Annotated in this window: 25 protein-coding genes; 15 read left to right on the top strand and 10 right to left on the bottom strand. The window is 59.2% G+C overall.

Annotated elements, in window-relative coordinates:
* Positions 1-117 precede the first annotated feature (117 nt).
* The 6 genes from EQV97_RS09385 to trpE all read left to right on the top strand — a co-directional run bounded on the left by EQV97_RS09385 (position 118) and on the right by trpE (position 6,677).
* Positions 118-1,365 (top strand): ABC transporter permease, encoded by a 1,248-nt coding sequence (locus EQV97_RS09385; protein WP_045059980.1) that lies wholly within the window; start codon positions 118-120, stop codon positions 1,363-1,365.
* Between the two features lie 12 nt (positions 1,366-1,377).
* On the top strand, positions 1,378-2,202 hold the full coding sequence (locus EQV97_RS09380; protein WP_122841263.1) for an ABC transporter permease: 825 nt from the start codon (positions 1,378-1,380) through the stop codon (positions 2,200-2,202).
* A gap of 203 nt (positions 2,203-2,405) precedes the next feature.
* A complete protein-coding gene (locus EQV97_RS09375) occupies positions 2,406-3,554 on the top strand; it encodes an iron-containing alcohol dehydrogenase (RefSeq protein ID WP_122841264.1) in 1,149 nt (382 codons plus the stop codon).
* 80 nt (positions 3,555-3,634) lie between these two features.
* Positions 3,635-4,309, top strand: coding sequence for a ribulose-phosphate 3-epimerase (gene rpe / locus EQV97_RS09370; RefSeq protein ID WP_028621492.1), 675 nt, complete (start codon positions 3,635-3,637; stop codon positions 4,307-4,309).
* On the top strand, positions 4,306-5,124 hold the full coding sequence (locus EQV97_RS09365; RefSeq protein WP_240888862.1) for a phosphoglycolate phosphatase: 819 nt from the start codon (positions 4,306-4,308) through the stop codon (positions 5,122-5,124). The genes rpe and EQV97_RS09365 overlap by 4 nt, the downstream gene beginning before the upstream one ends.
* Before the next feature lie 71 nt (positions 5,125-5,195).
* A complete protein-coding gene (trpE, locus tag EQV97_RS09360) occupies positions 5,196-6,677 on the top strand; it encodes an anthranilate synthase component I (RefSeq protein ID WP_122841266.1) in 1,482 nt (493 codons plus the stop codon).
* Between the two features lie 78 nt (positions 6,678-6,755).
* Here trpE and estP read toward each other — a convergent pair whose 3' ends face one another.
* Positions 6,756-8,663, bottom strand: a complete 1,908-nt coding sequence (gene estP, locus EQV97_RS09355; protein ID WP_240888861.1) for an esterase EstP — start codon at positions 8,661-8,663, stop codon at positions 6,756-6,758.
* A 407-nt stretch (positions 8,664-9,070) separates the two neighbouring features.
* On the opposite strand from estP, the gene EQV97_RS09350 reads away from it, so the two are divergent.
* The 4 genes from EQV97_RS09350 to EQV97_RS09335 all read left to right on the top strand — a co-directional run bounded on the left by EQV97_RS09350 (position 9,071) and on the right by EQV97_RS09335 (position 12,355).
* Positions 9,071-9,664 (top strand): aminodeoxychorismate/anthranilate synthase component II, encoded by a 594-nt coding sequence (locus tag EQV97_RS09350; RefSeq protein ID WP_007980194.1) that lies wholly within the window; start codon positions 9,071-9,073, stop codon positions 9,662-9,664.
* Between the two features lie 9 nt (positions 9,665-9,673).
* Positions 9,674-10,723, top strand: a complete 1,050-nt coding sequence (gene trpD, locus EQV97_RS09345) for an anthranilate phosphoribosyltransferase (protein WP_122841268.1) — start codon at positions 9,674-9,676, stop codon at positions 10,721-10,723.
* Positions 10,720-11,556 (top strand): indole-3-glycerol phosphate synthase TrpC, encoded by an 837-nt coding sequence (trpC, locus tag EQV97_RS09340; RefSeq protein WP_122841269.1) that lies wholly within the window; start codon positions 10,720-10,722, stop codon positions 11,554-11,556. Before trpD ends, trpC begins: the two co-directional genes overlap by 4 nt.
* Before the next feature lie 97 nt (positions 11,557-11,653).
* Positions 11,654-12,355, top strand: coding sequence for a lipoate--protein ligase family protein (locus EQV97_RS09335; protein ID WP_122841270.1), 702 nt, complete (start codon positions 11,654-11,656; stop codon positions 12,353-12,355).
* On the opposite strand, the gene crp is transcribed toward EQV97_RS09335, so the two are convergent.
* Complete coding sequence (crp, locus tag EQV97_RS09330; RefSeq protein ID WP_045059990.1) at positions 12,352-12,996, bottom strand: cAMP-activated global transcriptional regulator CRP; 645 nt, start codon at positions 12,994-12,996, stop codon at positions 12,352-12,354. The two genes, EQV97_RS09335 and crp, sit on opposite strands and share 4 nt — an antisense overlap.
* Before the next feature lie 260 nt (positions 12,997-13,256).
* Between crp and EQV97_RS09325 the strand changes: the two genes are divergently transcribed.
* Together EQV97_RS09325 and speD are read left to right on the top strand one after the other, a co-directional pair.
* Positions 13,257-13,679, top strand: a complete 423-nt coding sequence (locus tag EQV97_RS09325; RefSeq protein WP_045059991.1) for an OsmC family protein — start codon at positions 13,257-13,259, stop codon at positions 13,677-13,679.
* Between the two features lie 239 nt (positions 13,680-13,918).
* Positions 13,919-14,713, top strand: a complete 795-nt coding sequence (gene speD / locus EQV97_RS09320; RefSeq protein ID WP_122841271.1) for an adenosylmethionine decarboxylase — start codon at positions 13,919-13,921, stop codon at positions 14,711-14,713.
* A gap of 97 nt (positions 14,714-14,810) precedes the next feature.
* Here speD and coq7 read toward each other — a convergent pair whose 3' ends face one another.
* The 6 genes from coq7 to hemJ all read right to left on the bottom strand — a co-directional run bounded on the left by coq7 (position 14,811) and on the right by hemJ (position 19,361).
* Complete coding sequence (gene coq7, locus EQV97_RS09315) at positions 14,811-15,458, bottom strand: 2-polyprenyl-3-methyl-6-methoxy-1,4-benzoquinone monooxygenase (RefSeq protein WP_045059993.1); 648 nt, start codon at positions 15,456-15,458, stop codon at positions 14,811-14,813.
* Between the two features lie 182 nt (positions 15,459-15,640).
* Positions 15,641-15,979: a histidine triad nucleotide-binding protein gene (locus EQV97_RS09310; protein ID WP_045059994.1), complete on the bottom strand. Its 339-nt coding sequence runs from the start codon at positions 15,977-15,979 to the stop codon at positions 15,641-15,643.
* Positions 15,980-16,059: 80 nt separating this feature from the next.
* Positions 16,060-16,848, bottom strand: coding sequence for an SDR family oxidoreductase (locus EQV97_RS09305; RefSeq protein ID WP_045059995.1), 789 nt, complete (start codon positions 16,846-16,848; stop codon positions 16,060-16,062).
* A gap of 62 nt (positions 16,849-16,910) precedes the next feature.
* Positions 16,911-17,882 carry a DUF805 domain-containing protein gene (locus EQV97_RS09300; RefSeq protein WP_240888860.1) on the bottom strand — a complete coding sequence of 324 codons (972 nt, stop codon included), beginning with the start codon at positions 17,880-17,882 and terminating at the stop codon, positions 16,911-16,913.
* Positions 17,883-17,930: 48 nt separating this feature from the next.
* Positions 17,931-18,899, bottom strand: a complete 969-nt coding sequence (locus tag EQV97_RS09295) for a nitronate monooxygenase family protein (RefSeq protein ID WP_240888859.1) — start codon at positions 18,897-18,899, stop codon at positions 17,931-17,933.
* Between the two features lie 33 nt (positions 18,900-18,932).
* The gene (gene hemJ, locus EQV97_RS09290; RefSeq protein WP_240888858.1) at positions 18,933-19,361 is read right to left on the bottom strand and encodes a protoporphyrinogen oxidase HemJ; all 429 of its coding nucleotides are present in this window, start codon (positions 19,359-19,361) and stop codon (positions 18,933-18,935) included.
* A 135-nt stretch (positions 19,362-19,496) separates the two neighbouring features.
* Here hemJ and argC point away from each other — a divergent pair, with 135 nt between their 5' ends.
* Together argC and erpA are read left to right on the top strand one after the other, a co-directional pair.
* A complete protein-coding gene (argC, locus tag EQV97_RS09285; protein ID WP_045059999.1) occupies positions 19,497-20,531 on the top strand; it encodes an N-acetyl-gamma-glutamyl-phosphate reductase in 1,035 nt (344 codons plus the stop codon).
* Positions 20,532-20,699: 168 nt separating this feature from the next.
* Positions 20,700-21,050, top strand: coding sequence for an iron-sulfur cluster insertion protein ErpA (erpA, locus tag EQV97_RS09280; protein ID WP_007947969.1), 351 nt, complete (start codon positions 20,700-20,702; stop codon positions 21,048-21,050).
* Positions 21,051-21,130: 80 nt separating this feature from the next.
* Here the strand turns inward: erpA and EQV97_RS09275 are convergent, their stop codons facing one another.
* On the bottom strand, positions 21,131-22,222 hold the full coding sequence (locus EQV97_RS09275; protein WP_122841273.1) for an anhydro-N-acetylmuramic acid kinase: 1,092 nt from the start codon (positions 22,220-22,222) through the stop codon (positions 21,131-21,133).
* Between the two features lie 3 nt (positions 22,223-22,225).
* The gene (locus EQV97_RS09270) at positions 22,226-23,647 is read right to left on the bottom strand and encodes a peptidoglycan DD-metalloendopeptidase family protein (RefSeq protein WP_122841274.1); all 1,422 of its coding nucleotides are present in this window, start codon (positions 23,645-23,647) and stop codon (positions 22,226-22,228) included.
* 212 nt (positions 23,648-23,859) lie between these two features.
* On the opposite strand from EQV97_RS09270, the gene tyrS reads away from it, so the two are divergent.
* Positions 23,860-25,059, top strand: a complete 1,200-nt coding sequence (gene tyrS, locus EQV97_RS09265; RefSeq protein ID WP_240888857.1) for a tyrosine--tRNA ligase — start codon at positions 23,860-23,862, stop codon at positions 25,057-25,059.
* Positions 25,060-25,302 lie beyond the last annotated feature (243 nt).

Genomic DNA, 25,302 nt, shown 5'->3' with positions numbered 1-25,302 from the left:
CGCCAAAAGATCGCAGGCTGCGCCAGCTCCTACAGGGGGCGGCGTGTTTCATGAATGTTGATGTAATGCGGCATTACTTCGGTGATGCCGCCCATCCAAAGATTTCCGGAGTACGCCATGGCCACCGCCATTCCCCTGAACGCGGGCACTGACCCCACCTTGAAGCAGCGGCTCAAGCACGCCGAGCGGATCAACCGCTGGAAAGCGCAAGCCTTGATCGCGCCGCTGGTGCTGTTCCTGCTGCTGGTGTTCCTGGTGCCGATTGTGGCGCTGCTCTATAAAAGTGTTGGCAACCCGGAGGTGGTCGGCGGTATGCCGCGCACCGTGGCTGCCATCGCCAGTTGGGATGGTCGAGGCCTGCCCGCTGAACCGGTCTATAAAGCCGCCAGCGAAGACCTTGCAGAAGCGCGCAAGAATCAGACCCTGGGTGACCTGTCCAAGCGCCTGAACATGGAATTGGCCGGCTACCGCAGCCTGTTGACCAAGACTGCGCGTGCCTTGCCGTTCGCCACGGAACCAGCCTCTTATAAAGAAGCGCTGGAAAGCCTCGACGAGCGTTGGGGCGACCCAGCCTATTGGCAAGCCGTGCGCCGCAATACCAGCAACATCACGCCTTATTACCTGCTGGCGGCCGTCGATCACCGCATCGACGACCTCGGCGAAGTCGCCCCGGCCACTCCCGACCAGGCGATCTACCTCGACATCTTCGCCCGTACTTTCTGGATGGGTCTGGTCATCACGGCGATCTGCCTGGTGCTGGCGTATCCACTGGCTTACCTGCTGGCCAACCTGCCTTCACGGCAAAGCAACCTGTTGATGATTCTGGTGCTGTTGCCTTTCTGGACCTCGATTCTGGTGCGAGTCGCAGCATGGATCGTGTTGCTGCAATCGGGCGGCCTGATCAATAGCGGGCTGATGGCCATGGGCATCATCGACAAGCCGCTGGAACTGGTGTTCAACCGTACCGGGGTCTACATCTCGATGGTGCACATCCTGCTGCCGTTCATGATCCTGCCGATCTACAGCGTGATGAAAGGCATCTCGCCTACCTATATGCGTGCGGCGATTTCCCTGGGCTGCCATCCGTTCGCCAGTTTCTGGCGGGTGTACTTCCCGCAGACCTATGCCGGTGTAGGTGCCGGTTGCCTGTTGGTGTTCATCCTCGCCATCGGTTACTACATCACGCCCGCGTTGTTGGGTAGCCCGAACGACCAGATGGTCAGCTACTTCGTCGCCTTCTACACCAATACCAGTATCAACTGGGGCATGGCGACCGCACTGGGTGGGCTGCTGCTGTTGGCGACCGTCGTGCTTTATCTGATTTACAGCTGGCTGGTGGGCGCCAGTCGCCTGCGCCTGAGCTAAGGGGAGAACGAAATGCTGAGTCCTTACATGTCGCCCATCGAACGGGTGTGGTTCTACAGCTTGCGGATTCTCTGCGGTCTGATCCTGCTGTTCCTGATTCTGCCGGTGCTGGTGATCATCCCGCTGTCATTCAACTCGGGGAGTTTCCTGGTGTATCCGCTGCAAGGCTTCTCGCTGCAGTGGTACCACGACTTCTTCGCTTCGGCGGAGTGGATGAGGGCACTGAAGAACAGCATCATCGTGGCCCCGGCGGCCACGGTGCTGGCAATGATCTTCGGCACACTGGCAGCGATCGGCCTGACCCGGGGCGATTTCCCGGGCAAGGCGCTGGTGATGGCCCTGGTGATTTCACCGATGGTAGTGCCGGTGGTGATCATTGGCGTGGCGAGTTATCTGTTCTTCGCACCACTGGGGCTGGGCAACAGTTTCTTTTCGCTGATCGTGGTGCACGCGGTGTTGGGTGTGCCCTTTGTGATTATCACCGTGTCGGCGACGTTGCAGGGGTTCAACCAGAACCTGGTGCGCGCCGCAGCAAGTCTGGGGGCTTCGCCGCTGACTGCGTTCCGTCGTGTGACCTTGCCGTTGATTGCCCCGGGGGTAATTTCCGGGGCGCTGTTTGCTTTTGCGACTTCGTTCGATGAAGTGGTCGTGACGCTGTTCCTGGCCGGTCCTGAACAAGCGACCTTGCCACGGCAGATGTTCAGCGGGATTCGCGAAAACCTCAGCCCGACGATTGCCGCAGCTGCGACGCTGTTGATCGCCTTCTCGGTGATCCTGCTGCTGACCCTGGAATGGCTGCGCGGGCGCAGCGAAAAACTGCGGACCGCACAGGTCTGACACGATCCGTCCTGTAGGAGCTGCCGAAGGCTGCGATCTTTTGATCTTAGGAATCAAGGTCAAGAGATCGCAGCCTTCGGCAGCTCCTACAGAGGGTTTGTGCGGGATTGAGTGTCCCAGGTCATTCACACTCTGAATACCAGACAACCTCCAATCCCCAGCTACTATTGTTGCCCAGCTCCTACCTATAAGAGGCTGCGCACATGAGTCTTTCCTCTTTCAAAATCGCCCACAAACTGATCACCGGTGCAGGTGCCATCGAGCAGCTGGCCGCTGAGCTCACCCGGTTGGACATCGACCACCCCCTGATCGTCACCGACGCTGCGCTGGTTAAATCCGGCACAGTCGAGCTCGCGCTGGCGCAATTGGGCGGTCGCACTTATGAGATCTTTGACCGGGTGTTGCCGGATCCGGAAATCGCCATCGTTGAAGATTGCATGCAGGTCTATCGCGAAGGCGGGCACGACGGGCTCATCGGCCTGGGTGGTGGCAGTGCGATCGACATCGCCAAGAGTGTCGCAGCCTATGCCGGTTATCACGGTGCGCTTGAGGATTTGTTCGGTGTCGACCAGGTGCCCCGCAAAGGCCCGCCGTTGATCGCCATCCCCACGACTGCCGGTACCGGCTCGGAAGTGACCAATGTGGCGATCCTGTCCGACAAGGTCGCACAGCTCAAAAAAGGAATTGTCAGCGACTATCTGTTGCCGGACGTGGCGCTGGTCAGCCCGCAGATGACCCTGACCTGTCCGCGCGGCGTCACGGCAGCGAGCGGCGTCGATGCGCTGGTGCATGCCATCGAGTCCTACCTTTCGGTTAATGCTTCGCCCATTACCGATGCCTTGGCTATCGGCGCGATCAAGCTGATTTCCGGGGCGCTGCCCAAGGCCTACGCCAACCCGTCCAATCTGCAGGCCCGCGAAGACATGGCCACTGCCAGCCTGATGGCCGGCATGGCGTTCGGGAATGCCGGGGTCGGTGCAGTGCATGCACTGGCGTATCCGTTGGGCGGGCGCTTCAATATCGCCCATGGCGTCAGCAATGCGTTGTTGCTGCCCCATGTCATGACGTGGAACAAGATGGCCTGCGTTGAGCGAATGCAGGATATTGCCGAGGCCATGGGGGTCCGGACCGCTCATCTGAGTGCCAATGAGGCCGCGCACAAAGCCGTCGAGGCAATGGCGGCATTGTGCGCTGCGGTTGAAATTCCCCAGGGCCTGCGCAGTTTCGGCGTTCCCGAGGATGCGATCCCGGCCATGGCCGTGGAAGCCGCGGGGATCGAACGCCTGATGCGCAACAATCCTCGTCAATTGAGCGCCGTCGATATCGAGAAGATCTACCGGGCGGCTTACTGATCATCGCAGTCACGTCGCACGCGTCAAAGCATGAGGTATACAATGCGCGCCATCGTGATTCTGCTCAGAAAAGGTGCGTCATGCAGCCCTTCGTAATTGCTCCGTCGATTCTCTCCGCCGACTTCGCCCGCCTGGGCGAGGAAGTGGACAACGTCCTGGCCGCTGGCGCCGACTTCGTCCACTTCGACGTCATGGACAACCATTACGTGCCGAACCTGACCATTGGTCCGATGGTCTGCGCGGCGCTGCGTAAATACGGCGTGACCGCGCCGATCGACGCGCATCTGATGGTCAGCCCGGTAGACCGCATAGTCGGCGACTTCATCGAAGCCGGCGCGACCTACATCACCTTCCACCCGGAAGCGACGCAGCATGTCGACCGCTCCCTGCAACTGATCCGCGAAGGCGGCTGCAAGTCTGGCCTGGTGTTCAACCCGGCGACTCCGCTCGACGTACTCAAGTACGTGATGGACAAGGTCGACATGATTCTGCTGATGAGCGTCAACCCCGGCTTCGGCGGGCAGAAGTTCATTCCTGGCACCCTCGACAAGCTGCGCGAAGCGCGGGCACTGATCGATGCCAGCGGTCGCGACATCCGCCTGGAAATCGACGGCGGCGTGAACGTGAACAACATTCGTGAAATTGCGGCGGCGGGAGCTGACACCTTTGTCGCCGGCTCGGCCATCTTCAACGCGCCGAACTACCAGGAAGTGATCGAGAAGATGCGCTCCGAACTGGCGTTGACCCGTCCATGAGTGGCTTTGAGCAGCTGTTCCCAGGGGCGTTGCCGCGCCTGGTGATGTTCGATCTGGATGGCACGCTGATCGATTCGGTCCCCGACCTGGCTGTCGCCGTGGACAACATGCTGCTCAAGCTCGGCCGCCAGCCTGCGGGCCTCGAGTCGGTACGCAGGTGGGTCGGCAACGGCGCGCCGGTGCTGGTACGACGTGCGCTGGCCGGTGACATCGATCACTCAACGGTTGATGACGGTGAAGCCGAAGGCGCGCTGGATATCTTCATGCAAGCCTACAGCGAGAGTCATGAGCTCACGGAGGTCTACCCTGGAGTTCGCGACACGCTCAAATGGTTGCACAAGCAGGGCGTGGAAATGGCGCTGATCACCAACAAGCCGGAGCGTTTCGTCGCGCCGCTGCTGGACCAGATGAAGATCGGTCGCTATTTCAAATGGATCATCGGCGGCGATACCCTGCCGCAAAAAAAACCCGACCCGGCCGCGCTGTTCTTTGTGATGAAAATGGCCAACATTCCGGCTTCGCAGTCGTTGTTCGTCGGTGATTCGCGCAGCGACGTGCTGGCGGCGAAAGCGGCAGGGGTCAAGTGCGTCGCGCTGAGCTACGGCTATAACCACGGCCGGCCTATTGCCGAAGAATCGCCGGCACTGGTGATTGACGACCTGCGCAAGCTAATTCCCGGTTGCCTGGATACGGCCTCTGGGATAACGTTGCCCGACGCTGTTCAATCCCCAAATGGAAACGCCATCGTGGTGGTCACCCGCAAACTCTGGATGAAAGTCATCAAGGCCCTGGCCCGCTGGCGTTGGCGCGCCTGACTCGATTCTGGCCGGCTTTCCGGCGCGTTTGCATACTTGACTGTTAGCACCTCAAGCCACGAGGCTACCCCATGATCCGCGAAGAATTCCTGCGTTTGGCCGCTGCCGGCTATAACCGCATTCCCCTGGCCTGCGAAACCCTGGCCGACTTCGATACGCCGCTGTCGATCTATCTGAAACTGGCCGACCAGCCGAACTCCTACTTGCTCGAATCGGTGCAGGGCGGGGAAAAGTGGGGCCGTTATTCGATCATCGGCCTGCCGTGCCGCACTGTGTTGCGGGTGCATGATCACCACGTCAGCGTGACCCACGACGGAGTCGAAATCGAAACCCACGAGACGCAAGACCCGCTGGCCTTCGTCGAAGAATTCAAGGCGCGCTACAACGTGCCTACCATTGCTGGTTTGCCACGCTTCAATGGCGGCCTGGTGGGTTACTTCGGTTATGACTGCGTGCGTTATGTCGAGAAACGCCTGGGCAAGTGTCCGAACCCGGACCCGCTGGGCGTGCCGGATATCCTGCTGATGGTCTCGGATGCGGTGGTGGTTTTCGACAACCTGGCCGGCAAGATGCACGCCATTGTCCTGGCTGATCCAGCGCAGGAAGGTGCATTCGAGCAGGGACAGGCACGCCTGCAGGAGTTGCTGGAGCAACTGCGCCAGCCAATCACTCCGCGCCGTGGCCTGGACTTCAGCAAGCAGCAAGCGGCGGACCCGGTGTTCCGCTCCAGCTTCACCCAGGACGATTACGAAAAAGCCGTCGACACCATCAAGGAATACATCCTCGCTGGTGATTGCATGCAGGTCGTACCTTCCCAGCGCATGTCGATCGACTTCAAGGCGGCACCGATTGATCTGTACCGGGCGCTGCGCTGCTTCAACCCGACGCCCTACATGTACTTCTTCAACTTCGGTGATTTCCACGTCGTTGGCAGTTCACCGGAAGTGTTGGTGCGGGTCGAAGACAACCTGATCACCGTGCGCCCGATCGCCGGCACCCGTCCACGGGGCGCCAACGAAGAAGCGGACCTGGCGCTGGAGCAGGACCTGCTGTCCGACGACAAGGAAATCGCCGAGCACTTGATGCTCATCGACCTGGGACGTAATGACACCGGTCGCGTATCGGAAATCGGCTCGGTGAAACTCACCGAGAAGATGGTCATCGAGCGTTATTCGAACGTGATGCATATCGTTTCCAACGTCACCGGGCAATTGAAAGCCGGGCTGACCGCGATGGACGCGCTGCGGGCAATTCTGCCGGCTGGCACTTTATCGGGCGCACCGAAGATTCGTGCGATGGAGATCATCGACGAACTGGAGCCGGTCAAACGCGGAGTCTACGGTGGAGCGGTGGGTTATTTTGCCTGGAACGGTAATATGGACACCGCCATCGCGATCCGCACGGCGGTGATCAAGGATGGCGAGCTGCACGTGCAGGCCGGTGGCGGGATCGTTGCCGACTCGGTGCCGGCACTGGAATGGGAAGAAACGTTGAACAAGCGACGCGCCATGTTCCGCGCGGTGGCGCTGGCCGAGCAAACCCCGGACGCATGAGTTGACACAAAGGGGGGCACCCCCAAAAAAAGCGGCGCCTGAAAGGGCGCCGCTTTTTTTTGCCTGTCGACCGGCGGATCAGAAATCCAGCGCCACACCCAGGTTTACGCCTTGTTGGGTAAAGTCGTCATCCTTGCGAATGATGTAGCTCGCGCGCAGTGCGAGGTCTCTGGTGAGGTTGTGACTTACCCCCAGATTCACCCGGTTCAAATGACTCTGCGGGGTATAGCCTTGCAGGGTGAAATCATTGGCCGGCAAGCTGTTGAGGGCGATGTTGATTTTCTGCACATCGTCCTCGTACTCGCGCTCGTAGGCATACTCACCAAACACCCGAGTTTGCGAGGTGATCTGGTACTTGCCCTGCAGGCCAACGCCCAGGCGTTTCGAGTTACGGGTCTGGTCATCAAAACTCAACGCGGTTGCGCGATTGCTATTCTCCGAGTAACCGTCGACTTCCACCTTGGCGTAATCGGCACTGACAAACGGTGACAGGTGCCACTCGCTGCCTGGTTGGGCAATGTCGTAGCCAATGCGCGTGCTGAATGCCCACAAATGCCCGTCAGTATCGCCTTTCTCGGCACCTTCGCTGGCGCCCAGGTCGAACTTGCGCTTGAGGTTGTCGTAGTCCAGCTTTGCGCCTGTCAGCGCAGCATCCGCCCACCAGCGGTTCTGCTGGAACTGGGCAAATGCCGTAGCCAGGTAGCTATTGAGCTTGTAGTCCGAGTCGTTATTGCCGGCTTCCAGGTTCTGCCGGTAGAAACCTGCGGCCACACCTACGCGCCAGGCGTCATTGAGCCGGTAGCTGCCGCCCACATTCAGGTTGTAACCGCTGCCGTCGGCGCTGGCGCTGCTGCTCTGGCTGTCGAGGTCAAGATGCTGGCCGCCGCCGGCAACAATCGCTCGCCATTGCCCGACCGCTTGCCAGTCTTCCCAGTCCGATTGCCATTGGCTGCGCAGTTCGTCCTGATGCGCGCGCAAGGTGGCGTGGGCCATTTCCGGCAGCAGCGTCAGCTCCCATGGCGCGGCGAGCAGGGAATAGGCGTAATCGGAGATCAGCTTTTGCCCGGCTTCGGTCGGATGGACCCCATCGTTGTAGATCAGCTTGGTCGGGTCTGGCGTTGCACTGTTGATGCCATAGGTAGCGTTTTCCGTACAGCCATTGCCACTGAAGCAGGTTGCCGTCAGGTTCTGGTCAGTCGCCAGGCCGAAACGTCCCGGATCCGCAAAGCTCTCCTGCAGCAGCAGGGGGATGTTCAGCGGGATGATTTCGGCGTTGATGCCCTGCAGGCGCTGCACCAGCTGCAGGTTGAACTGATTGCTGAGCTGGGTGGCGGCCGTTTGCAGGCCGGTGCCATTGATGGCTGGCGTCAGGCCGATGTCCGGCAGCAACCAGACCATCACGTATTTCGCGCCGGCGGTCTGCAGCACTTGCACACTGTCGGCCAGGCGGTCTGCGGCGGCGTTCGCCTGGGCGGGGTTGAGGATGCGCCCCTGAAGGAAGTCGTTACCACCTCCCGAGAGGTAGTACAGCGCATTTGGGTCAGCCTGGAAATTGTTCGACGGCAGATAACCGACCCGGGTGCGCTCCCCTGTAGCGGACTGGGTGGTGATCGAGTCAAGGATCTGGTCGGTGCGGTAGCCGCCGACCGCCCAGTTATTACCATCCGCCAAACCCTGGTTGGCCCGCACGGCCGACGTCGACGCTGCGGTTTCGTCGGCAGAGAACCCGAGTCGGCCACCCAGCAATTGGGTAGAGTTGAGCGAGCGCGACTCGCCGCTGCCATCCTGATAAACCGGCCCCGTCCGGTTGGTGTAGCGCTGGGTCGCACCTGCCGGCCCGCCTGAATCGGTAAAGGTCCCGGCATCGTTGAGGCTGTCGCCGAACACGACAAAATTGGAGTATGGGTTGGGAGCGGCGATCGCTTGGGTGCAGGCCATTGCGAGCAAGCATCCGGCGAGCGGTACAAACAGCGTCTGTTTGATCATGAGCAAGTCCGTTTATTTATTGTTGTAGTGAACGAAACGACAGTACCAAAAAAAACCGGCCTTTCGCCATCCGTCGCGATCCCTTCTAATGATTCGCCTGCGGGCGTCACCGCGATATTGCACGCTCCGCCCAGCTAAGTTACTGTGCCAAGACGTATGAATGAGACCTTCCCCGTGTTGATCATCAGCAAACTCCTGGATCAAGTCATCAAGGCACACGCCCGCTGGCGTTGGCGCGCCTGAATTCTTTGCCGGCCTCGCCGGACCTGTACCGATTGACCTTCGTTGCCCGTTTTACCTGCCGCTTCGCTGGCGCCACTCCAGCACCCGACAAAGCGCAGCGCCCTGCGGGTAATCATCTGAAGGTCATGTTCAAAAATCAGTGAATTCAAGAGGTTCCCAGCGCCATGTTGCTGATGATCGATAACTACGACTCCTTTACCTACAACGTTGTGCAGTACCTTGGTGAGCTCGGCTCCCAGGTCAAAGTCGTGCGCAACGATGAGCTCACCATTGCCGAAATCGAAGCCCTCAACCCTGAGCGCATCGTGGTGTCCCCCGGTCCTTGCACACCCACCGAAGCCGGCATTTCCATCGAAGCCATCAAGCATTTCGCCGGCAAGCTGCCGATCCTGGGCGTGTGCCTCGGGCATCAATCCATCGGCCAGGCCTTTGGTGGTGACGTGGTTCGCGCGCGCCAGGTCATGCACGGTAAGACTAGCCCGGTATTCCACGAGGACAAGGGCGTATTCGCCGGCCTGAACCGACCGCTGACGGTCACTCGTTATCACTCGCTGATCGTCAAGCGCGAGACCCTGCCCGACTGTCTGGAGCTGACGGCCTGGACTCAGCTGGAAGACGGCTCGGTCGACGAAATCATGGGCTTGCGCCACAAGACGCTGAACATCGAGGGGGTGCAGTTTCACCCTGAGTCGATCCTCACCGAGCAGGGCCACGAACTGTTCGCCAACTTCCTCAAACAAACCGGCGGCACGCGCTAAGGACTTTCCATGGATATCAAGACAGCCCTGAGCCGTATCGTCGGCCAACTCGACCTCAGCACGGACGAGATGCGCGATGTGATGCGCGAAATCATGACCGGACAATGCACGGATTCGCAGATCGGCGCATTCATGATGGCCATGCGCATGAAAAGTGAGAGCATCGACGAGATCGTCGGCGCGGTGTCGGCCATGCGCGAGCTGGCAGACAAGGTCGAACTCAAGACCCTTGACGGTGTGGTCGACGTGGTGGGTACCGGCGGTGACGGTGCCAACATCTTTAACGTGTCGACCGCGTCTTCGTTTGTGGTCGCGGCCGCCGGCTGCACCGTGGCCAAGCACGGTAACCGCGCAGTGTCGGGTAAAAGCGGCAGCGCGGACCTGCTGGAAGCAGCCGGTATCTACCTGAACCTGACGCCGGTCCAGGTGGCGCGCTGCATCGACAACGTCGGCATCGGCTTCATGTTTGCCCAGACCCACCACAGTGCCATGAAGCATGCCGCCGGCCCGCGCCGCGAGCTGGGCTTGCGCACGATGTTCAACATGCTCGGCCCGCTTACGAATCCGGCCGGTGTCAAACATCAGGTAGTGGGTGTGTTCAGCCAGGCGTTGTGCCGTCCCTTGGCCGAAGTCTTGCAGCGGCTTGGCAGCAAGCACGTGCTGGTGGTGCATTCCAAGGATGGCCTTGATGAATTCAGTCTTGCCGCGCCGACTTTCGTTGCGGAATTGAAGAACGACCAGATCACGGAGTATTGGGTAGAGCCTGAAGACCTGGGCATGAAGAGCCAGAGCCTGCACGGCCTGGCTGTCGAGAGTCCGGCGGCATCGCTGGAGCTGATTCGCGATGCCCTGGGCAAGCGCAAGACCGAGAACGGTCAGAAAGCGGCCGAGATGATTGTGCTTAACGCCGGTGCGGCGTTGTACGCCGCCGACCATGCCACCAGTTTGAAAGAGGGCGTTGCCCTGGCGCACGATGCGCTGCACACAGGTCTTGCTCGGGAAAAGCTTGAGGAGCTGGGTGCATTTACCGCGGTATTCAGAGTGGAGAATGAAGGATGAGTGTACCGACGGTTCTGGAAAACATTCTGGCGCGTAAAGTCCAGGAAGTCGCCGAGCGCAGTGCTCGTGTGAGTCTGGCCGAGCTGGAAAGCCTGGCCAAGGCGGCCGATGCCCCCCGTGGTTTTGCCAACGCATTGATCGCCCAGGCCAAGTCGAAGCAGCCTGCCGTCATCGCTGAAATCAAGAAGGCCTCACCCAGCAAAGGTGTGATCCGCGAGAACTTCGTACCTGCCGATATCGCCAGAAGCTACGAAAAGGGCGGCGCCACCTGCCTGTCGGTACTCACTGATATCGATTACTTCCAGGGTGCCGATGCTTACCTGCAGCAGGCGCGAGCGGCGTGCAAACTGCCGGTAATCCGCAAGGACTTCATGATCGACCCTTACCAGATCGTCGAAGCCCGGGCATTGGGCGCCGACTGTGTGCTGTTGATCGTTTCCGCCCTGGACGACGTGAAAATGGCCGAGCTGGCGGCTGTCGCCAAAGGTGTCGGCCTGGACGTACTGGTGGAAGTTCACGATGGAGACGAGCTGGAGCGGGCCTTGAAAACCCTCGACACACCGCTGGTGGGCATCAACAACCGCAACCTGCATACCTTCGACGTGAGCCTGGAGATTACCCTGGATCTGTTGCCGCGAATTCCGCGAGATCGTTTGGTGATTACCGAAAGCGGCATTCTCAACCGTGCCGATGTGGAGCTGATGGAAATCAGCGACGTCTACGCGTTCCTCGTGGGTGAAGCGTTCATGCGCGCGGAAAGCCCAGGTACTGAACTGCAGCGTCTGTTTTTCCCCGAGCGTGGTACTGCAGTCAGCGGTTCTACCCTCGACTGAGTGCATTTTCGTAGGCAACCCAATCCCTGTGGGAGCGGGGTTGCCCGCGAAGAGGCCATCAAGAACCCCACAGACGTCATGTCTTGCTGAGTCATCCATGCCCCAGCCAATCTCTCATTCTGTAGAAGCCGGCTTGCTCGCCGAACAGGACCTGCTTGCGCAGATCTGCACCGGTGAATCGGAATTCGGCCTGCTGTTCTGGCAGCCCAATGATCAGGCGCTGGTCATGCCGCGTCGTCTCAATCGCCTGCCTCAGTTCGAATCCGCCTGCGAAGTTTCCGCTGCCGCCGGTTGGCCAGTCTTGTTGCGTGAAACCGGAGGCGAGCCCGTGCCGCAGTCCGCTGCCACGATCAACATTGCGTTGGTTTATGCTCCACCGCGCAGCGAGGGTGACCAGAATCGTATCGAAACAGCCTATCGCCGCCTCTGCGATCCTATCTGTCAGTTGCTGGATGAGTTGGGCGGGGCGTCGTCCATCGGTGAAGTGGAAGGTGCATTCTGTGATGGTCGCTTCAACGTCAACCTGGACGGTCGGAAAATGGTTGGCACCGCTCAACGCTGGCGGCAAAGCAAGGGCGGTACGCGGCCGGTCGGCCTGGTGCATGGGGCGTTGCTGCTCGATAACCAGCGCGAATCCATGGTGGCTGCGGTCAATCGTTTTAATCAAGCCTGTGGCCTGGAGCAGCGAGTACGCGCCGAAAGCCACATTGCATTGCATGAGAAATTCGCCGCACCGCAAGCATTGATGCGACTGGACCAACTCTATCGGCAAATGCTCAAGCAGATGTTCGGCGGTTAACGCGTGCCGAAGATCACCATGGTCTTGCCTTTGACGTTTACCAGGTTGCGCTCTTCCAGATCCTTGAGCACGCGACCGACCATCTCCCGGGAGCACCCGACAATCCGCCCGATTTCCTGACGGGTTACCTTGATCTGCATCCCGTCGGGATGAGTCATGGCGTCCGGTTGCTTGCACAGTTCCAGCAGGCAGCGCGCGACGCGGCCCGTCACGTCGAAGAAGGCCAGGTCACCGACTTTGCGGGTGGTATTGCGTAGGCGCTGGGCGATCTGTCCGCTGAGCACGTAAAGAATGTCTGGGTCCTGCAGGGATAATTCGCGAAATTTCGCATAGCTGATTTCCGCGACTTCGCATTCAATCTTCGCCCGCACCCAGGCGCTGCGTTGCTGCTCCTGGCCGGCCTGTTCGAACAGGCCCAGCTCACCGAAAAAGTCCCCGGAGTTCAGGTACGCGATGATCATCTCGCGGCCATCGTCGTCTTCGATCAGGATCGTGACCGAGCCCTTGATGATGAAGAACAGGGTATCGGAGCGGTCGCCGGCACAAATGATGTTGCTCTTGGCCTGATACCGACGGCGCTGGCAGTGCATGAGCAGCTTGTCGAGGTTCTTGATCTTGGGGGTGGGGGCAATAGCAACCATGGTTGTATCCCGAAAAGACTGCGCGGTAAGTTGGATTTATGTGCAGGAGCTGACGACAGTTCTGGCCGCGATCGGACGATCTTGTTGTTCGCTTCAGGTCTGGCAAGGCGCCAGCGATTTGGCGCCAGCATAACAGACACTTTCTGCAGTTTTCGAGATTTTGCCTGGGGCCTGTGGTTATGTCCTGCACAGGTGAACGCTGTCAACCGCGGGCCCTGTGCTAAGCTGGCGACCCTTTTTTATGTAGTGGAGTCTGGGCGATGAAGGCACGCATCCAATGGGCTGGCGAAGCCATGTTCCTCGGCGAATCCGGCAGCGGTCATGTCGTGGTCATGGACGGTCCTCCCGATGCCGGCGGCCGTAATCTGGGCGTGCGGCCGATGGAAATGCTCCTTCTGGGCGTCGGCGGTTGCAGCAATTTCGACGTAGTCAGCATTCTCAAGAAGTCGCGCCAGGCGGTCGAAAGCTGCGAAGCCTTCCTCGAGGCCGAGCGCGCCAATGAGGATCCAAAGGTATTCACCAAGATCCACATGCATTTCGTGGTCAAGGGCCGCGGGCTCAAAGAGGCTCAGGTCAAGCGTGCCATCGAGCTGTCAGCAGAGAAATATTGCTCGGCTTCGATCATGCTCGGGGCGGCGGGCGTGGCCATCACCCACGACTACGAAATCATCGAACTCGGTTGAATCGACATTCAACTATCATAAATGCAGTGCAGACTCTGGCGATCCCAAGCTGACGTCTGCATAATGCGCCACTTTTTTCAGGGTCGTGGACCGTCTGCCGACAGGCCACTCACCCGAACAGACAACCAAAATCGCCATCGCGAAGAGGTGTTAACCGTCCTACGCAGCTGCGTTGTTCGCATCTGACGGGCATGCTTGATCACGCGGCCCGGGCCGCAATACATAGAGAGTTTTTAACGGTGAAAAGCAAACTCAAGCTCCACGGGTTCAATAACCTGACAAAGACCTTGAGCTTCAACATCTATGACATCTGCTACGCGGAAACCCCGCAAGACCAACAGGCTTACGTCGAGTACATCAATAAAGAGTACAACGCCAAGCGCCTGACGCAGATCCTCACTGAAGTTGTCGATATCATTGGTGCCAACATCCTGAACATTGCCAGTCAGGACTATGAACCCCAGGGTGCCAGCGTCACGATTCTGATCTCGGAAGAGCCGGTCACCCCGACCGACAGCCAGATCGAAGAGTCTCCGGGGCCGTTGCCTGAAATTATCCTGGCCCACCTCGACAAGAGCCACATCACGGTGCACACCTACCCGGAAATCCATCCGGATGACGGTATTGCAACGTTCCGTGTAGACATTGACGTGTCGACCTGTGGCGTCATTTCACCGCTTAAAGCGCTCAATTTCCTGATTCACCAGTTCGATTCGGACATCGTGACCGTGGATTATCGTGTGCGCGGCTTCACCCGTGACGTTGAGGGCAAGAAGCACTTCATCGACCACGAGATCAACTCGATCCAGAACTACCTCTCCGAAGACACCCGCGCCAGTTACCAGATGACCGACGTGAACGTGTACCAGGAAAACCTGTTCCACACCAAAATGCTGTTGAAGAACTTCGAACTGGATAACTACCTGTTCGGCGATGCCACCAACAGCCTGTCCTCTGAGCAACGCGCCCAGGTGACCGACCGTGTGAAGCACGAAATGCTGGAAATCTTCTACGCGCGCAACATGCCGACCTAAGATTTACGGGTACAAAAAAGGCGACTTCCTCACGGTAGTCGCCTTTTTTATGGTTTCCGCACACCTCTGGCTGATGCAGCGCTCTTGTGGGAGCAGATCAGATCCGGTAGGTGCTCTTGGTCATCACCTTGGCCAACAAGCTCATCCCGAACTTCACCGGCGCCGGAAAACGAAACCCGCCCGCATCCAGCGCGCTTTCCGCGTGGTGTTCTTCATCAGTGCGCATCTGCTGCAATATCGCCCGGGACTTTTCGTCCTCGGCCGGCAACTGCTCAAGGTGTTCGTTCAGGTGTTTGCACACCTGGTGTTCGGTGGCGGCAACGAAGCCCAGGCTCACCTTGTCGCTGATCAAACCGGCCACTGCGCCAATACCGAACGACATGCCGTAGAACAGCGGGTTGAGGATGCTGGTGTGGCTCCCCAACTGGTGGATGCGTTGTTCGCACCAGACCAGGTGATCGATCTCTTCTTCTGCAGCATGTTCCATGGCAGCGCGCACGTGCGGCAGCTTGGCGGTCAGGGCCTGGCCTTGGTACAGCGCCTGGGCGCAGACTTCGCCGGTATGGTTGATGCGCATCAGGCCGGCGACATGCCGGGTGTCTTCGTCGCTCATCTGCACATCCGGTTGCACGATAGCGGGCGATGGGCGGTACGGCTGGCCACTGAAGGGCAGCAGGGTACGCATGGCAGCATCGGCTTGTAGCAGTAGACGGTCAATGGGCGAGTAGTGACGTTGGGTAGTCATGCTGACCTCCGGGAAGAATCTCGGCGGCCAGTTTAACCGAATCGGCCGGGGAAGGTTTGCGTTGGGTCATTTGAGGGAGGGGCAGAACCTATACCTTTGATGCCGGTGATTCTGTAGATCCAAGGCTTGCCCGCGATGGCAGTCTCGAGGATGCCGTCGCGGGCAAGCCTTGCTCCCACCGATCAGCCCGGCGGCCAGGTCATCTGCCGTTGACCCAGTACGTGCATATGGATGTGATAGACGGTCTGCCCGCCATCTTCATTGCAGTTCATCACGACGCGAAAACCCTTCTCGCAACCCAGTTCCAGTGCCAGGCGCTGGGCGGTGAAGAGGATGTGCCCGGCCAGCGTTTTGTCTTCCTCGGTGAGGTCGTTGAGGGTGCGCACCGGCTTCTTCGGGATCACCAGGAAATGCACCGGTGCCTGTGGCGCGATGTCGTGGAAGGCCAGAACCTGGTCGTCTTCGTAAATGATCCTGGCCGGGATCTCCCGGTTGATGATCTTGGTGAACAGAGTATCCACAGCTGTTTTCTCCGTTGTTTGGTCTGGCCTGAGTGTACCCACGGAGCTAGCCCGGGCCCAGGATTTTACCTTGCAGGGTATCAGCGCGGGCAATAGGCCTTGTTGACCATGCCCGCGATTGTCCGGTTGAGCCAGCGTGAACCCAGGCGCGGCAGGAAGGCCCGCCAGCGGTTGCGTCGCCCCGGGATGATGATCGCGCGATTTTTTTCCAGGGCGCGAACGGTATAGAGCGCGACTTCTTCGGGGCTCATTGTCAGGCGGGTGTTGTTCAGCTTGTCGGTGTTCAGTTGGGCCGTGCGGAAAAATCCGGTACGGGTAGGGCCAGGGCAAAGCACCGAAACCTTGATCGCACACTTCTTCAGTTCTACGCGCAACCCTTCGGAGAAATTCAGTACGTAGGCTTTGCTGGCGTAATAGGTGCTCATCCAGGGGCCTGGGTGGAAGGCTGCGACCGATGCCACATTGAGGATTTGCCCGCCACCGTGCAGCGCCATGCTATTGCCGATGGCATGACACAGGCGAGTCATCGCCAGGATGTTCACTTCGATCAGGTCCTGCTCGGTCATCCAGTCCTGTGCGAGGAACGGGCCGCAGGTGCCAATACCGGCGCAGTTCACCAGCAGGTCGATCTGCCGGTCGCCTTCTTCAAGCTCCAGCAGGAAACCGGACAGCCGCAATGGCTCGCCCAGGTCGCAGGCGCGAAAAAGCACCTCCACGCCAAAACGTTGAGTCAGTTCAATGGCAATGCTTTCCAGCTGATCACGCTGTCGGGCCACCAGGAGCAGGCTACGGCCGCGCCGGGCCAGCGCTTCGGCCATCGCCAGGCCGATACCGCTGGAGGCACCAGTGATCAGAGCGTAACGGGTCATGCAGTTCTCCATCGCAACAGCTCCGCACCCGCGACGCAGGTGTCACCGGCGGGGAGTGCTGTTCATTCTTTCGCAGAGTCTACAGGTGGCTGGGCTTCTTCGGCTGCATCGTCAGCTGAATTCGGCACCGGCTCTGTTTCCACTTCGGTTTGATCTTCGATTTCGGAAGGGCTGACGGAGTCACTTTCATAAGCGCTTTGGGTCGCGTTCTGGTACTCATCCTGAATGGCCGAGAGGCCACCGGCCAGGCCGCCAATGAAAACCAAGGCAATAAAGACCACCCACAAGCAAGACAGGACTTTGACAGCGTTGCTGTTGGGCGGAGGCGGAGCACCATAGCGGTTGGCGACACTGTTGCCCGGCATGATCATCATGACAAAAGGAAAGAAGCTGCCAACAAAAGGCACCAGGTTCAGTAGCCACAGCCAGCCCGACCAACCAATGTCATGCAGGCGCTGGACGCTGAACTGAATGCTCACGAACCCGAGCGCGGCGATCAGGACGAAAGCCAGCAGACCGGCGAGAATCAGGCCGCCGCTCGAGTCTGCACTGAAGACGGCCAGGCCTATGAGCGCCAATAGGGTGCCCAGGCCAAGTGTCACCAACGTCAGTACCATCGTCCAGGCGAGAAAGCGCAAGCGACCGATACGACCCTGGAAGCTGAACGGTTTGAGTGGGGCGAACCCCGTCACCGTTTCACCGACTGCTGCGTGCGGGGGCGCGTAAGGTGATTGCGGATCTTGGACGAAGGCTGGCGCAGGGGCGCGTTCCTGGACGTCAGACAGGTTCAGCTCGATCGAAGGTTCGCTTTCGATCCGTGCATCAATGCCGGTTTTTGCCAGTGCCTGCAGATAGGTCTGGGCATCGGAGTGCGACAGGTCGCGTTTGAGCGCAACCGGTCGGCCGCTGAACAGCCGTTCGATGGCAGCTACATCACTCTTGAACAGCTGGGCAAGGTTGAGCTTGGCGGTGGTGATGTCAACGCCTGGCAGCAGAGCGCCGTCGAACATGATCTTGAAACGGTTTTCGCTCATTGCGAGGCATCCTTGTCGCGAGTGGTCATTGAGGAGGCGGGTGGGGGCTCATCGTGGCCAGCGTTTGGGCAGCGTCGAGGCCAGTTCCAGCGCCTTGCGGTATTCGGCATCAAGGCGTGCCACCAGTTCATCCACGCTTGGCAGGTCGTCGATTTCACCAACGCCCTGGCCCGCGGACCACACCGTCTTCCACGCCTTGGCTTCGTCGCTGATCGGCTTCAGTTTGGCACCGAAGTTCACTTCGCCCTTGCCTTGCAAAGCCGCGGTATCGAATCCGGCCGCTTCCAGGCTCTGGCGCATGAAACTGGCCGGCACGCCCGACACGGCTGGAGTATGGACGATATCCGCCGCCCGGGAGTTCAGCAGCATTTGTTTATAGGCTTCAGGCGCATGACTTTCGGTCGTACCGATAAACCGTGTACCGAAATAGGCGAGATCAGCCCCCAGCAGTTGCGCGGCGAGGACCTCGTGGCCGTGGTTCAGGCAGCCAGCCAGTAGCAGCGTCTTGTCGAAGAACTGGCGGATCTCCGCAATCAGCGAGAACGGGCTCCATGTTCCGGCATGGCCCCCGGCGCCGGCCGCTACCGCGATCAGGCCGTCCACTCCTGCCTCGGCAGCTTTCTCGGCATGACGACGGGTCGTCACGTCGTGAAACACCAGGCCGCCATAGCTGTGAACCGCGTCTACCAACTCCTTGACCGCGCCCAGGCTGGTAATCACGATCGGCACTTTATGCTCGACGCAAATGTGCAGATCCGCCTGCAGCCTGGGGTTGCTGTTGTGGACGATGAGATTTACTGCGTAAGGCGCCGGGTTGTCCAGAACCGCCAGGCCCGCTTCGATCTCTTCCAGCCACGCCTTGAAGCCGCTGCTTTCGCGCTGGTTCAGAGTTGGAAAACTGCCAACCACGCCATTTCTGCAGCAGGCCAGCACCAGTTGCGGATTGGAGATCAGGAACATCGGCGCCGCCACAACAGGCAGGCGCAGACGTTGTTCGAGCAAAGCGGGCAGCGACATTGGAAGTACCCCGGTGAGTTGTGTCTGTTGAGTTTAGAACGGCCGAACCACTACCAGAATTACGATAGCCAGCAATAACAGAACCGGCACTTCATTGAACCAGCGAAAGAAGACATGGCTGCGGGTGTTTTCGCCACGGGCAAAACGTTTCACCTGGGCGCCGCACATGTGGTGGTAGCCAATCAGCAACACGACCAGCGTGAGCTTGGCGTGAATCCAGGCGCCCTGGGCGAAGATGCTGGGGTTGAGGTAGGTCAGAGCGACACCGAAGACCAGCGTGGCGATCATCGCCGGGCCCATGATGCCGCGGTACAGCTTGCGTTCCATCAGGCTGAAGCGTTCCTTGCTGACGGTGTCCTCGCTTTGCGCGTGATACACGAACAGGCGCGGCAAGTAGAAAAGGCCGGCAAACCAGCAGACCATGCTGACGATATGAAGCGCTTTGAGCCACAGATAAAGCATTTTTAGTTATTCCCAGGTTCACGGTAGCCCGAATAGTAGAGGCTTGAGCGCCCGCACGTCACCTTGCCGGTTGTCGCAGAACGATACGGGCCCTATTATCGTCGGCTTTCCAGTGGGTTCGTTGAGGGCAGGTTTATGGTCAAGGTCGGTATCGTCGGCGGCACGGGTTACACCGGTGTCGAACTGCTGCGTCTGTTGGCACAGCATCCGCAAGCTGAAGTGGCAGTGATCACTTCCCGATCCGAGGCCGGTCTGGCCGTGGCTGATATGTATCCCAACCTGCGCGGTCATTACGACGGCCTGGCCTTCAGCGTTCCGGATATCAAGACCCTGGGCGCCTGCGACGTGGTGTTTTTTGCCACGCCCCACGGTGTCGCGCACGCCCTTGCTGGCGAGTTGCTGGCGGCGGGCACCAAGGTCATCGACCTGTCGGCAGACTTCCGCTTGCAGGACGCAGATGAGTGGGCCAAGTGGTACGGCCAGCCTCACGGTGCCCCGCAGTTGCTTGAGGAAGCGGTATACGGTCTGCCGGAAGTTAACCGCGAGCAAATCAGCCAGGCGCGCCTGATCGCGGTGCCGGGTTGCTATCCGACCGCTACCCAGTTGGGTTTCCTGCCGCTGCTCGAAGCCGGTCTGGCCGACACCTCTCGCCTGATCGCCGACTGCAAGTCCGGTGTCAGCGGAGCCGGTCGTGGGGCTGCAGTCGGTTCGCTGTACTCCGAGACGTCGGAAAGCATGAAGGCTTACGCCGTCAAAGGGCACCGTCATTTGCCGGAAATTCGCCAGGGCCTGCGTCGTGCCTCGGGCAAGGAAGTCGGTCTGACCTTCGTTCCGCACCTGACGCCAATGATTCGCGGTATTCACTCGACGCTGTATGCAACGGTTGTCGATCGCTCCGTCGACCTGCAGGCGCTGTTCGAAAAGCGCTATGCCAACGAACCGTTCGTCGATGTAATGCCCGCTGGCAGCCACCCGGAAACCCGCAGTGTGCGCGGCGCGAATGTCTGCCGTATCGCGGTGCATCGTCCGCAGGATGGTGATCTGGTCGTGGTGTTGTCGGTCATCGACAATCTGGTGAAGGGGGCCTCCGGTCAGGCGGTGCAGAACCTCAATATCCTGTTCGGCCTCGATGAGCGCCTGGGCCTGTCCCACGCGGGCATGCTGCCGTAACGCCTTCCCTTGATCGGCAAAAAGGCCCGTAAAGCGGGCCTTTTTGCATTCTGGTCTGACAATAGGTGTGATTGATATACCGTAACAATAGTTGACCAATTTTCTAGGAGAAGCGGATAATGCCCGTCATCACGCATTATGGCGGCGTAACGCCGGGAGATAGTTAGCATGAGCGTCGAATCCTTCACCCCCACGGCTTTGCAATTTACCCACGGTGCTGCGCACAAGGTGAAGAGCCTGGTCGATGAAGAGGGGAATGATCGCTTGAAGCTGCGCGTATTTGTTACGGGCGGCGGTTGTTCAGGTTTTCAGTACGGCTTCACCTTCGATGAAGAAGTGGCCGATGACGACACCATCGTCGAGCGCGAAGGTGTCAGCCTGGTTGTGGATCCTATGAGTTTTCAGTACCTGGCGGGTGCCGAGGTCGACTATCAGGAAGGGCTGGAAGGGTCGCGCTTCGTGATCAAGAATCCGAACGCCTCGACCACCTGTGGTTGCGGTTCTTCGTTCTCGATCTGATCGCACGTCGATTCCAAATCAAGCGCCGCACACTCCCATTGGGTTGTGCGGCGTTTTGCTGTGCGGGATTCGGTGGATGGTCAGGCGGGATAGATGGCGCCAAGCACGCGCAAGCCGCGAGCGCCGGTGACGCTAGGGCGATTGGCTGCGATGCCTTCAAGGCAGCAGTGAGCCAGCCAGGCGAAAGCCATGGCCTCGACCCAGTCAGGATCTACGCCATAGGCGCCGGTGCTACTGACTGTTGCGTCCGGCAGCAGGCTGGCCAGGCGTGCCATCAATGCGAGGTTATGCGCGCCACCTCCGCAGACCAGCAGTTCCCGAGTCGCCGATTGCGCCTGTTGCAGCGACTCGACGATGGTCAGTGCTGTGAGCTCCAGCAGCGTTGCCTGCACGTCTTGTGCAGCGAATGCCGTCAGCCGGGACAGATGCTGTGTCAGCCATGGCAGGTTGAACACCTCGCGCCCGGTACTTTTCGGGCCTTGGGTCACGAAGAATGGATCGCTCAGCAAGGCCCGCAATAACGCTGGTTCAACCTTGCCGCTGGCCGCCCACTGGCCATCACGATCGTAATTATCGCCGCGTTGCTGGTGAATCCAGGCATCCAGCAGCACATTTCCCGGGCCACAATCGAAACCCGATACCGCTTTGCCGGGTTCGATCAGGCTCAGATTACTAAAGCCGCCGACATTCAAGACTGCGCGGTTGCCAGGCTGTTCTTCAAATAGCGCTTCGTGGAAAGCGGGAACCAGCGGCGCACCTTGACCTCCAGCCGCTACGTCACGGCTACGAAAATCACTGACTACGGTAATGTTGGTCAGCTCGGTGAGCAGGGCAGGGTTGCCGATTTGTACCGTGAAACCCCGCGCCGGTTCGTGCCGAATGGTCTGGCCGTGACTGCCGATCGCGCGGATATCTGAGGGCTGCAGGTTCTGTTCAGCGAGGAGGGTGGCAATGCCCTGCGCCGCAAGCTTGACCCAGTTTTGCTGGGCAATTGCCGAGCGGGCTATTTCGTCGGGGCCACTGGCGCACAACGCCAGCAGCTCACAGCGCAAGGGGTCGGGCATGGGGATGTAGTGGGTGGCGATCAGATTGATCGCCGGGTCCAGCTCCACCAGCGCGATGTCCAGGCCATCCAGGCTGGTTCCAGACATCACGCCTATGTAGAGCGTCATGGCTTAGCGCTTCGAAGCCAGCATGGTGGATTTTTCCTGGTCCATGCGGGCCATCAGCGGCTGGCTCTGGGCCAGGAAGCGTGCGCGTTCGGCCTTGGAAATCGGGTCGGCCATCGCGACTTTCTGGCCCAGGGGATCGACGTGCACGCCATTGACCTGGAATTCGTAGTGCAAATGCGGGCCAGTGGAGAGGCCGGTGGTGCCGATGTAGCCGATGACTTGGCCCTGTTTGACGGAGCCGCCGGTCTTCACGCCCTTGGCGAAGCCTTGCATGTGGCCGTACAGCGTACGGTAAGTGTTGCCGTGCTGGATGATCACCGTGTTGCCGTAGCCGCCGCGACGACCGGCCAGCAATACCTTGCCGTCACCGGCGGCCTTGATCGGCGTGCCGCGAGGGGCGGCGTAGTCGACACCCTTGTGCGCACGGATCTTGTTCAGGATCGGGTGCTTGCGGCCCATGGAAAACTTGGAGCTGATGCGCGCAAAATCTACCGGAGTACGGATGAACGCCTTGCGCATGCTGTTGCCGTCAGCCGTGTAATAGCTGCTGTTGCCTTGCTTGTTGGTGTAGCGAACAGCGGTATAGGTCTTGCCACGGTTGGTGAAGCGCGCAGAGAGGATAGGGCCATTGCCCACGGCCTTGCCGTTGACGACTTTCTGTTCGTAGATCACATCGAACTCGTCGCCCTGGCGAATATCCTGGGCGAAGTCGACGTCGTAGCCAAATACGCTGGCCATGTCCATGGTCAGGCTGTGGGACAGGCCGGCGCGAGCGGCAGACTGCGACAGCGAGCTGTTGATCACGCCGTGGACGTAGGCAGAGCGCACGCTCGGCTTGGCGGTAACACGGTTGAAGGCATAACCCTTGTCGTTCTTGGTCAGGGTGATGGTTTCGAGATCGCTGACCTTGCTGTGCAGAGTGGTCAGCTGGCCGTCCGGGGTCAGTTCGAATTCGAGTTTCTGGCCGCGCTTGAGCTGGCTGAACTGCTTGGCTTGCTTGTCGCTGGCCAGAACATCGTGCACGGAAGTGGCGGGCAGGCCAACTTTCTCGAACAGGGTGGACAGCGTGTCCCCCTTGGCAACTATCACTTCCCGATGGGTTGGGGCTTTCTTTTCTTCAACCACTGGCGCAGGCGCGGGCTCGGCTTGAGCGGTTTCCTGGGGCTGTTCAGCGCTGTTGTCGATCTGTGCGAAAGGCGAAGCGGCGGTTTCATTTGTGGCTTGAACGGCTTCTGCGGCGTCTTGATCTTGTGTCAGTTGTTCAGCAGGGCTTTCCAGTTCAAGGCTCAGGGTTGTCTTTTTGGCTTCTACATCACTGGAAGGGAATACCAGAAGTGCCAGGCTCAGCAGGGCGGCGATACCGCTTGCAGCGAGCAGATGGGTCTTCGGGTAAAGCGGTGGCGCTTTAGACGATTCTTTGGTCATAGGTAATTTTTGACTTTGAAAAAGATGAATTGGAAAAGATGAATGACATGATGAAGATGAAATAACTGTATAAAATATAACCAAATCATCCTTGAAGCAAGTCCGCGGTCACTCTGCCGGCGGATTGGCGTCATTGCGCCGGCCAAACTTTGTATTTGACCCGTGATCTTGTATGGTTGGTTCCCTTTGAATTCGAGCCTTGCGGGTCTGTTATGAAGTCGGTTGAAGAGCAGCTAGCGCTGATCAAACGTGGTGCGGAAGAACTGTTGGTCGAGTCCGAGCTGATCGAAAAGCTCAAGCGTGGCCAGCCGCTACGTATTAAGGCCGGCTTCGATCCGACGGCGCCGGATTTGCACCTGGGTCACACGGTGCTTATCAACAAGCTGCGCCAGTTCCAGGAGCTGGGGCATCAGGTGATCTTCCTTATAGGTGACTTCACCGGGATGATCGGCGATCCGAGCGGCAAGAGCGCCACGCGTCCGCCGCTGACGCGCGAGCAGGTTCTCGACAACGCCGAGACCTACAAGACCCAGGTGTTCAAGATCCTCGATCCGGCCAGGACCGAAGTGGCGTTCAACTCTACCTGGATGGATCAGATGGGGCCGGCGGATTTCATTCGCCTGACGTCGCAATACACTGTGGCTCGCATGCTCGAGCGCGATGACTTCGACAAGCGCTATACCACCAACCAGCCAATCGCTATCCATGAGTTCCTGTACCCGCTGGTTCAGGGCTATGACTCCGTTGCCTTGCGCGCGGATGTGGAGTTGGGCGGTACTGATCAGAAGTTTAACCTGCTGATGGGGCGTGAGTTGCAGCGGGGTTACGGGCAGGAGCCTCAGTGCATCCTGACCATGCCGCTGCTGGAAGGTCTGGATGGCGTGAAGAAGATGTCCAAGTCGTTGGGCAACTACGTGGGTATCCAGGAAGCACCGGGCGTGATGTACAGCAAGCTGGTTTCGATTCCTGATGCGCTGATGTGGCGCTACTTCGAATTGCTCAGCTTCCGCTCGATGGATGAGATCAATGCCTTGCGTGCCGACGTCGAAGCGGGCGCTAATCCGCGTGACATCAAGATCAAGCTGGCCGAGGAGATCGTTGCGCGTTTCCACGGCGAAGAAGCGGCGGCCAATGCCCATCGTGCTGCAGGCAACCGGATGAAAGAGGGCGAGTTGCCGGATGACCTGCCTGAAATCGAATTGACCGCAGCTGAAGACATGCCGATCGCAGCCGTCCTTAATAAGGCAGGCCTGGTGAAGAATTCGGCAGTGGCGCGTGACCTGCTCAATTCCGGTGGTGTGCGTATAGATGGTGAAGTGGTTGATCGCACCTTTATATACGTACTGGGCGCAACCCACGTTTGCCAGGCTGGCAAGAAGGCATTTGCGCGCATTACGCTCAAATCCGAGTAAAGCTGAAATAAGCGCTTGACGGCGAATTGTAACGGTCTATAATTCGCCCCACTTCCGGCGCAGTCGAAACGGAAAACTCCTTGGTAAATAATGAGTTACGCAGTTTTGACGGTCAGCTGCTTCAGGTCATCGAAGCGCAAAAGAAGTTGAAAAAGAGGTGTTGACAGCAGCGTGTAACGCTGTAGAATTCGCCTCCCGCTAACGAGAGATCGAAAGCGCAAGTGGTTGAAGTTACTAAGGAAA

Source organism: Pseudomonas sp. TMW22090 (assembly GCF_022496665.1).
Lineage (GTDB): Bacteria > Pseudomonadota > Gammaproteobacteria > Pseudomonadales > Pseudomonadaceae > Aquipseudomonas > Aquipseudomonas gregormendelii.
Note: the sequence above shows the minus strand (reverse complement) of the source record. Positions and strands in the feature narration are given on the sequence as shown.

Excerpts from the sequence above, each read along its gene's own strand:
- EQV97_RS09385 (WP_045059980.1), top strand. The coding sequence starts at position 118 with ATGGCCACCGCCATTCCCCTGAACGCGGGCACTGACCCCACCTTGAAG.
- EQV97_RS09380 (WP_122841263.1), top strand. The coding sequence starts at position 1,378 with ATGCTGAGTCCTTACATGTCGCCCATCGAACGGGTGTGGTTCTACAGC.
- EQV97_RS09375 (WP_122841264.1), top strand. The coding sequence starts at position 2,406 with ATGAGTCTTTCCTCTTTCAAAATCGCCCACAAACTGATCACCGGTGCA.
- rpe (WP_028621492.1), top strand. The coding sequence starts at position 3,635 with ATGCAGCCCTTCGTAATTGCTCCGTCGATTCTCTCCGCCGACTTCGCC.
- EQV97_RS09365 (WP_240888862.1), top strand. The coding sequence starts at position 4,306 with ATGAGTGGCTTTGAGCAGCTGTTCCCAGGGGCGTTGCCGCGCCTGGTG.
- trpE (WP_122841266.1), top strand. The coding sequence starts at position 5,196 with ATGATCCGCGAAGAATTCCTGCGTTTGGCCGCTGCCGGCTATAACCGC.
- estP (WP_240888861.1), bottom strand. The coding sequence starts at position 8,663 with ATGATCAAACAGACGCTGTTTGTACCGCTCGCCGGATGCTTGCTCGCA.
- EQV97_RS09350 (WP_007980194.1), top strand. The coding sequence starts at position 9,071 with ATGTTGCTGATGATCGATAACTACGACTCCTTTACCTACAACGTTGTG.
- trpD (WP_122841268.1), top strand. The coding sequence starts at position 9,674 with ATGGATATCAAGACAGCCCTGAGCCGTATCGTCGGCCAACTCGACCTC.
- trpC (WP_122841269.1), top strand. The coding sequence starts at position 10,720 with ATGAGTGTACCGACGGTTCTGGAAAACATTCTGGCGCGTAAAGTCCAG.
- EQV97_RS09335 (WP_122841270.1), top strand. The coding sequence starts at position 11,654 with ATGCCCCAGCCAATCTCTCATTCTGTAGAAGCCGGCTTGCTCGCCGAA.
- crp (WP_045059990.1), bottom strand. The coding sequence starts at position 12,996 with ATGGTTGCTATTGCCCCCACCCCCAAGATCAAGAACCTCGACAAGCTG.
- EQV97_RS09325 (WP_045059991.1), top strand. The coding sequence starts at position 13,257 with ATGAAGGCACGCATCCAATGGGCTGGCGAAGCCATGTTCCTCGGCGAA.
- coq7 (WP_045059993.1), bottom strand. The coding sequence starts at position 15,458 with ATGACTACCCAACGTCACTACTCGCCCATTGACCGTCTACTGCTACAA.
- EQV97_RS09305 (WP_045059995.1), bottom strand. The coding sequence starts at position 16,848 with ATGACCCGTTACGCTCTGATCACTGGTGCCTCCAGCGGTATCGGCCTG.
- EQV97_RS09300 (WP_240888860.1), bottom strand. The coding sequence starts at position 17,882 with ATGAGCGAAAACCGTTTCAAGATCATGTTCGACGGCGCTCTGCTGCCA.
- EQV97_RS09295 (WP_240888859.1), bottom strand. The coding sequence starts at position 18,899 with ATGTCGCTGCCCGCTTTGCTCGAACAACGTCTGCGCCTGCCTGTTGTG.
- hemJ (WP_240888858.1), bottom strand. The coding sequence starts at position 19,361 with ATGCTTTATCTGTGGCTCAAAGCGCTTCATATCGTCAGCATGGTCTGC.
- argC (WP_045059999.1), top strand. The coding sequence starts at position 19,497 with ATGGTCAAGGTCGGTATCGTCGGCGGCACGGGTTACACCGGTGTCGAA.
- erpA (WP_007947969.1), top strand. The coding sequence starts at position 20,700 with ATGAGCGTCGAATCCTTCACCCCCACGGCTTTGCAATTTACCCACGGT.
- EQV97_RS09275 (WP_122841273.1), bottom strand. The coding sequence starts at position 22,222 with ATGACGCTCTACATAGGCGTGATGTCTGGAACCAGCCTGGATGGCCTG.
- EQV97_RS09270 (WP_122841274.1), bottom strand. The coding sequence starts at position 23,647 with ATGACCAAAGAATCGTCTAAAGCGCCACCGCTTTACCCGAAGACCCAT.
- tyrS (WP_240888857.1), top strand. The coding sequence starts at position 23,860 with ATGAAGTCGGTTGAAGAGCAGCTAGCGCTGATCAAACGTGGTGCGGAA.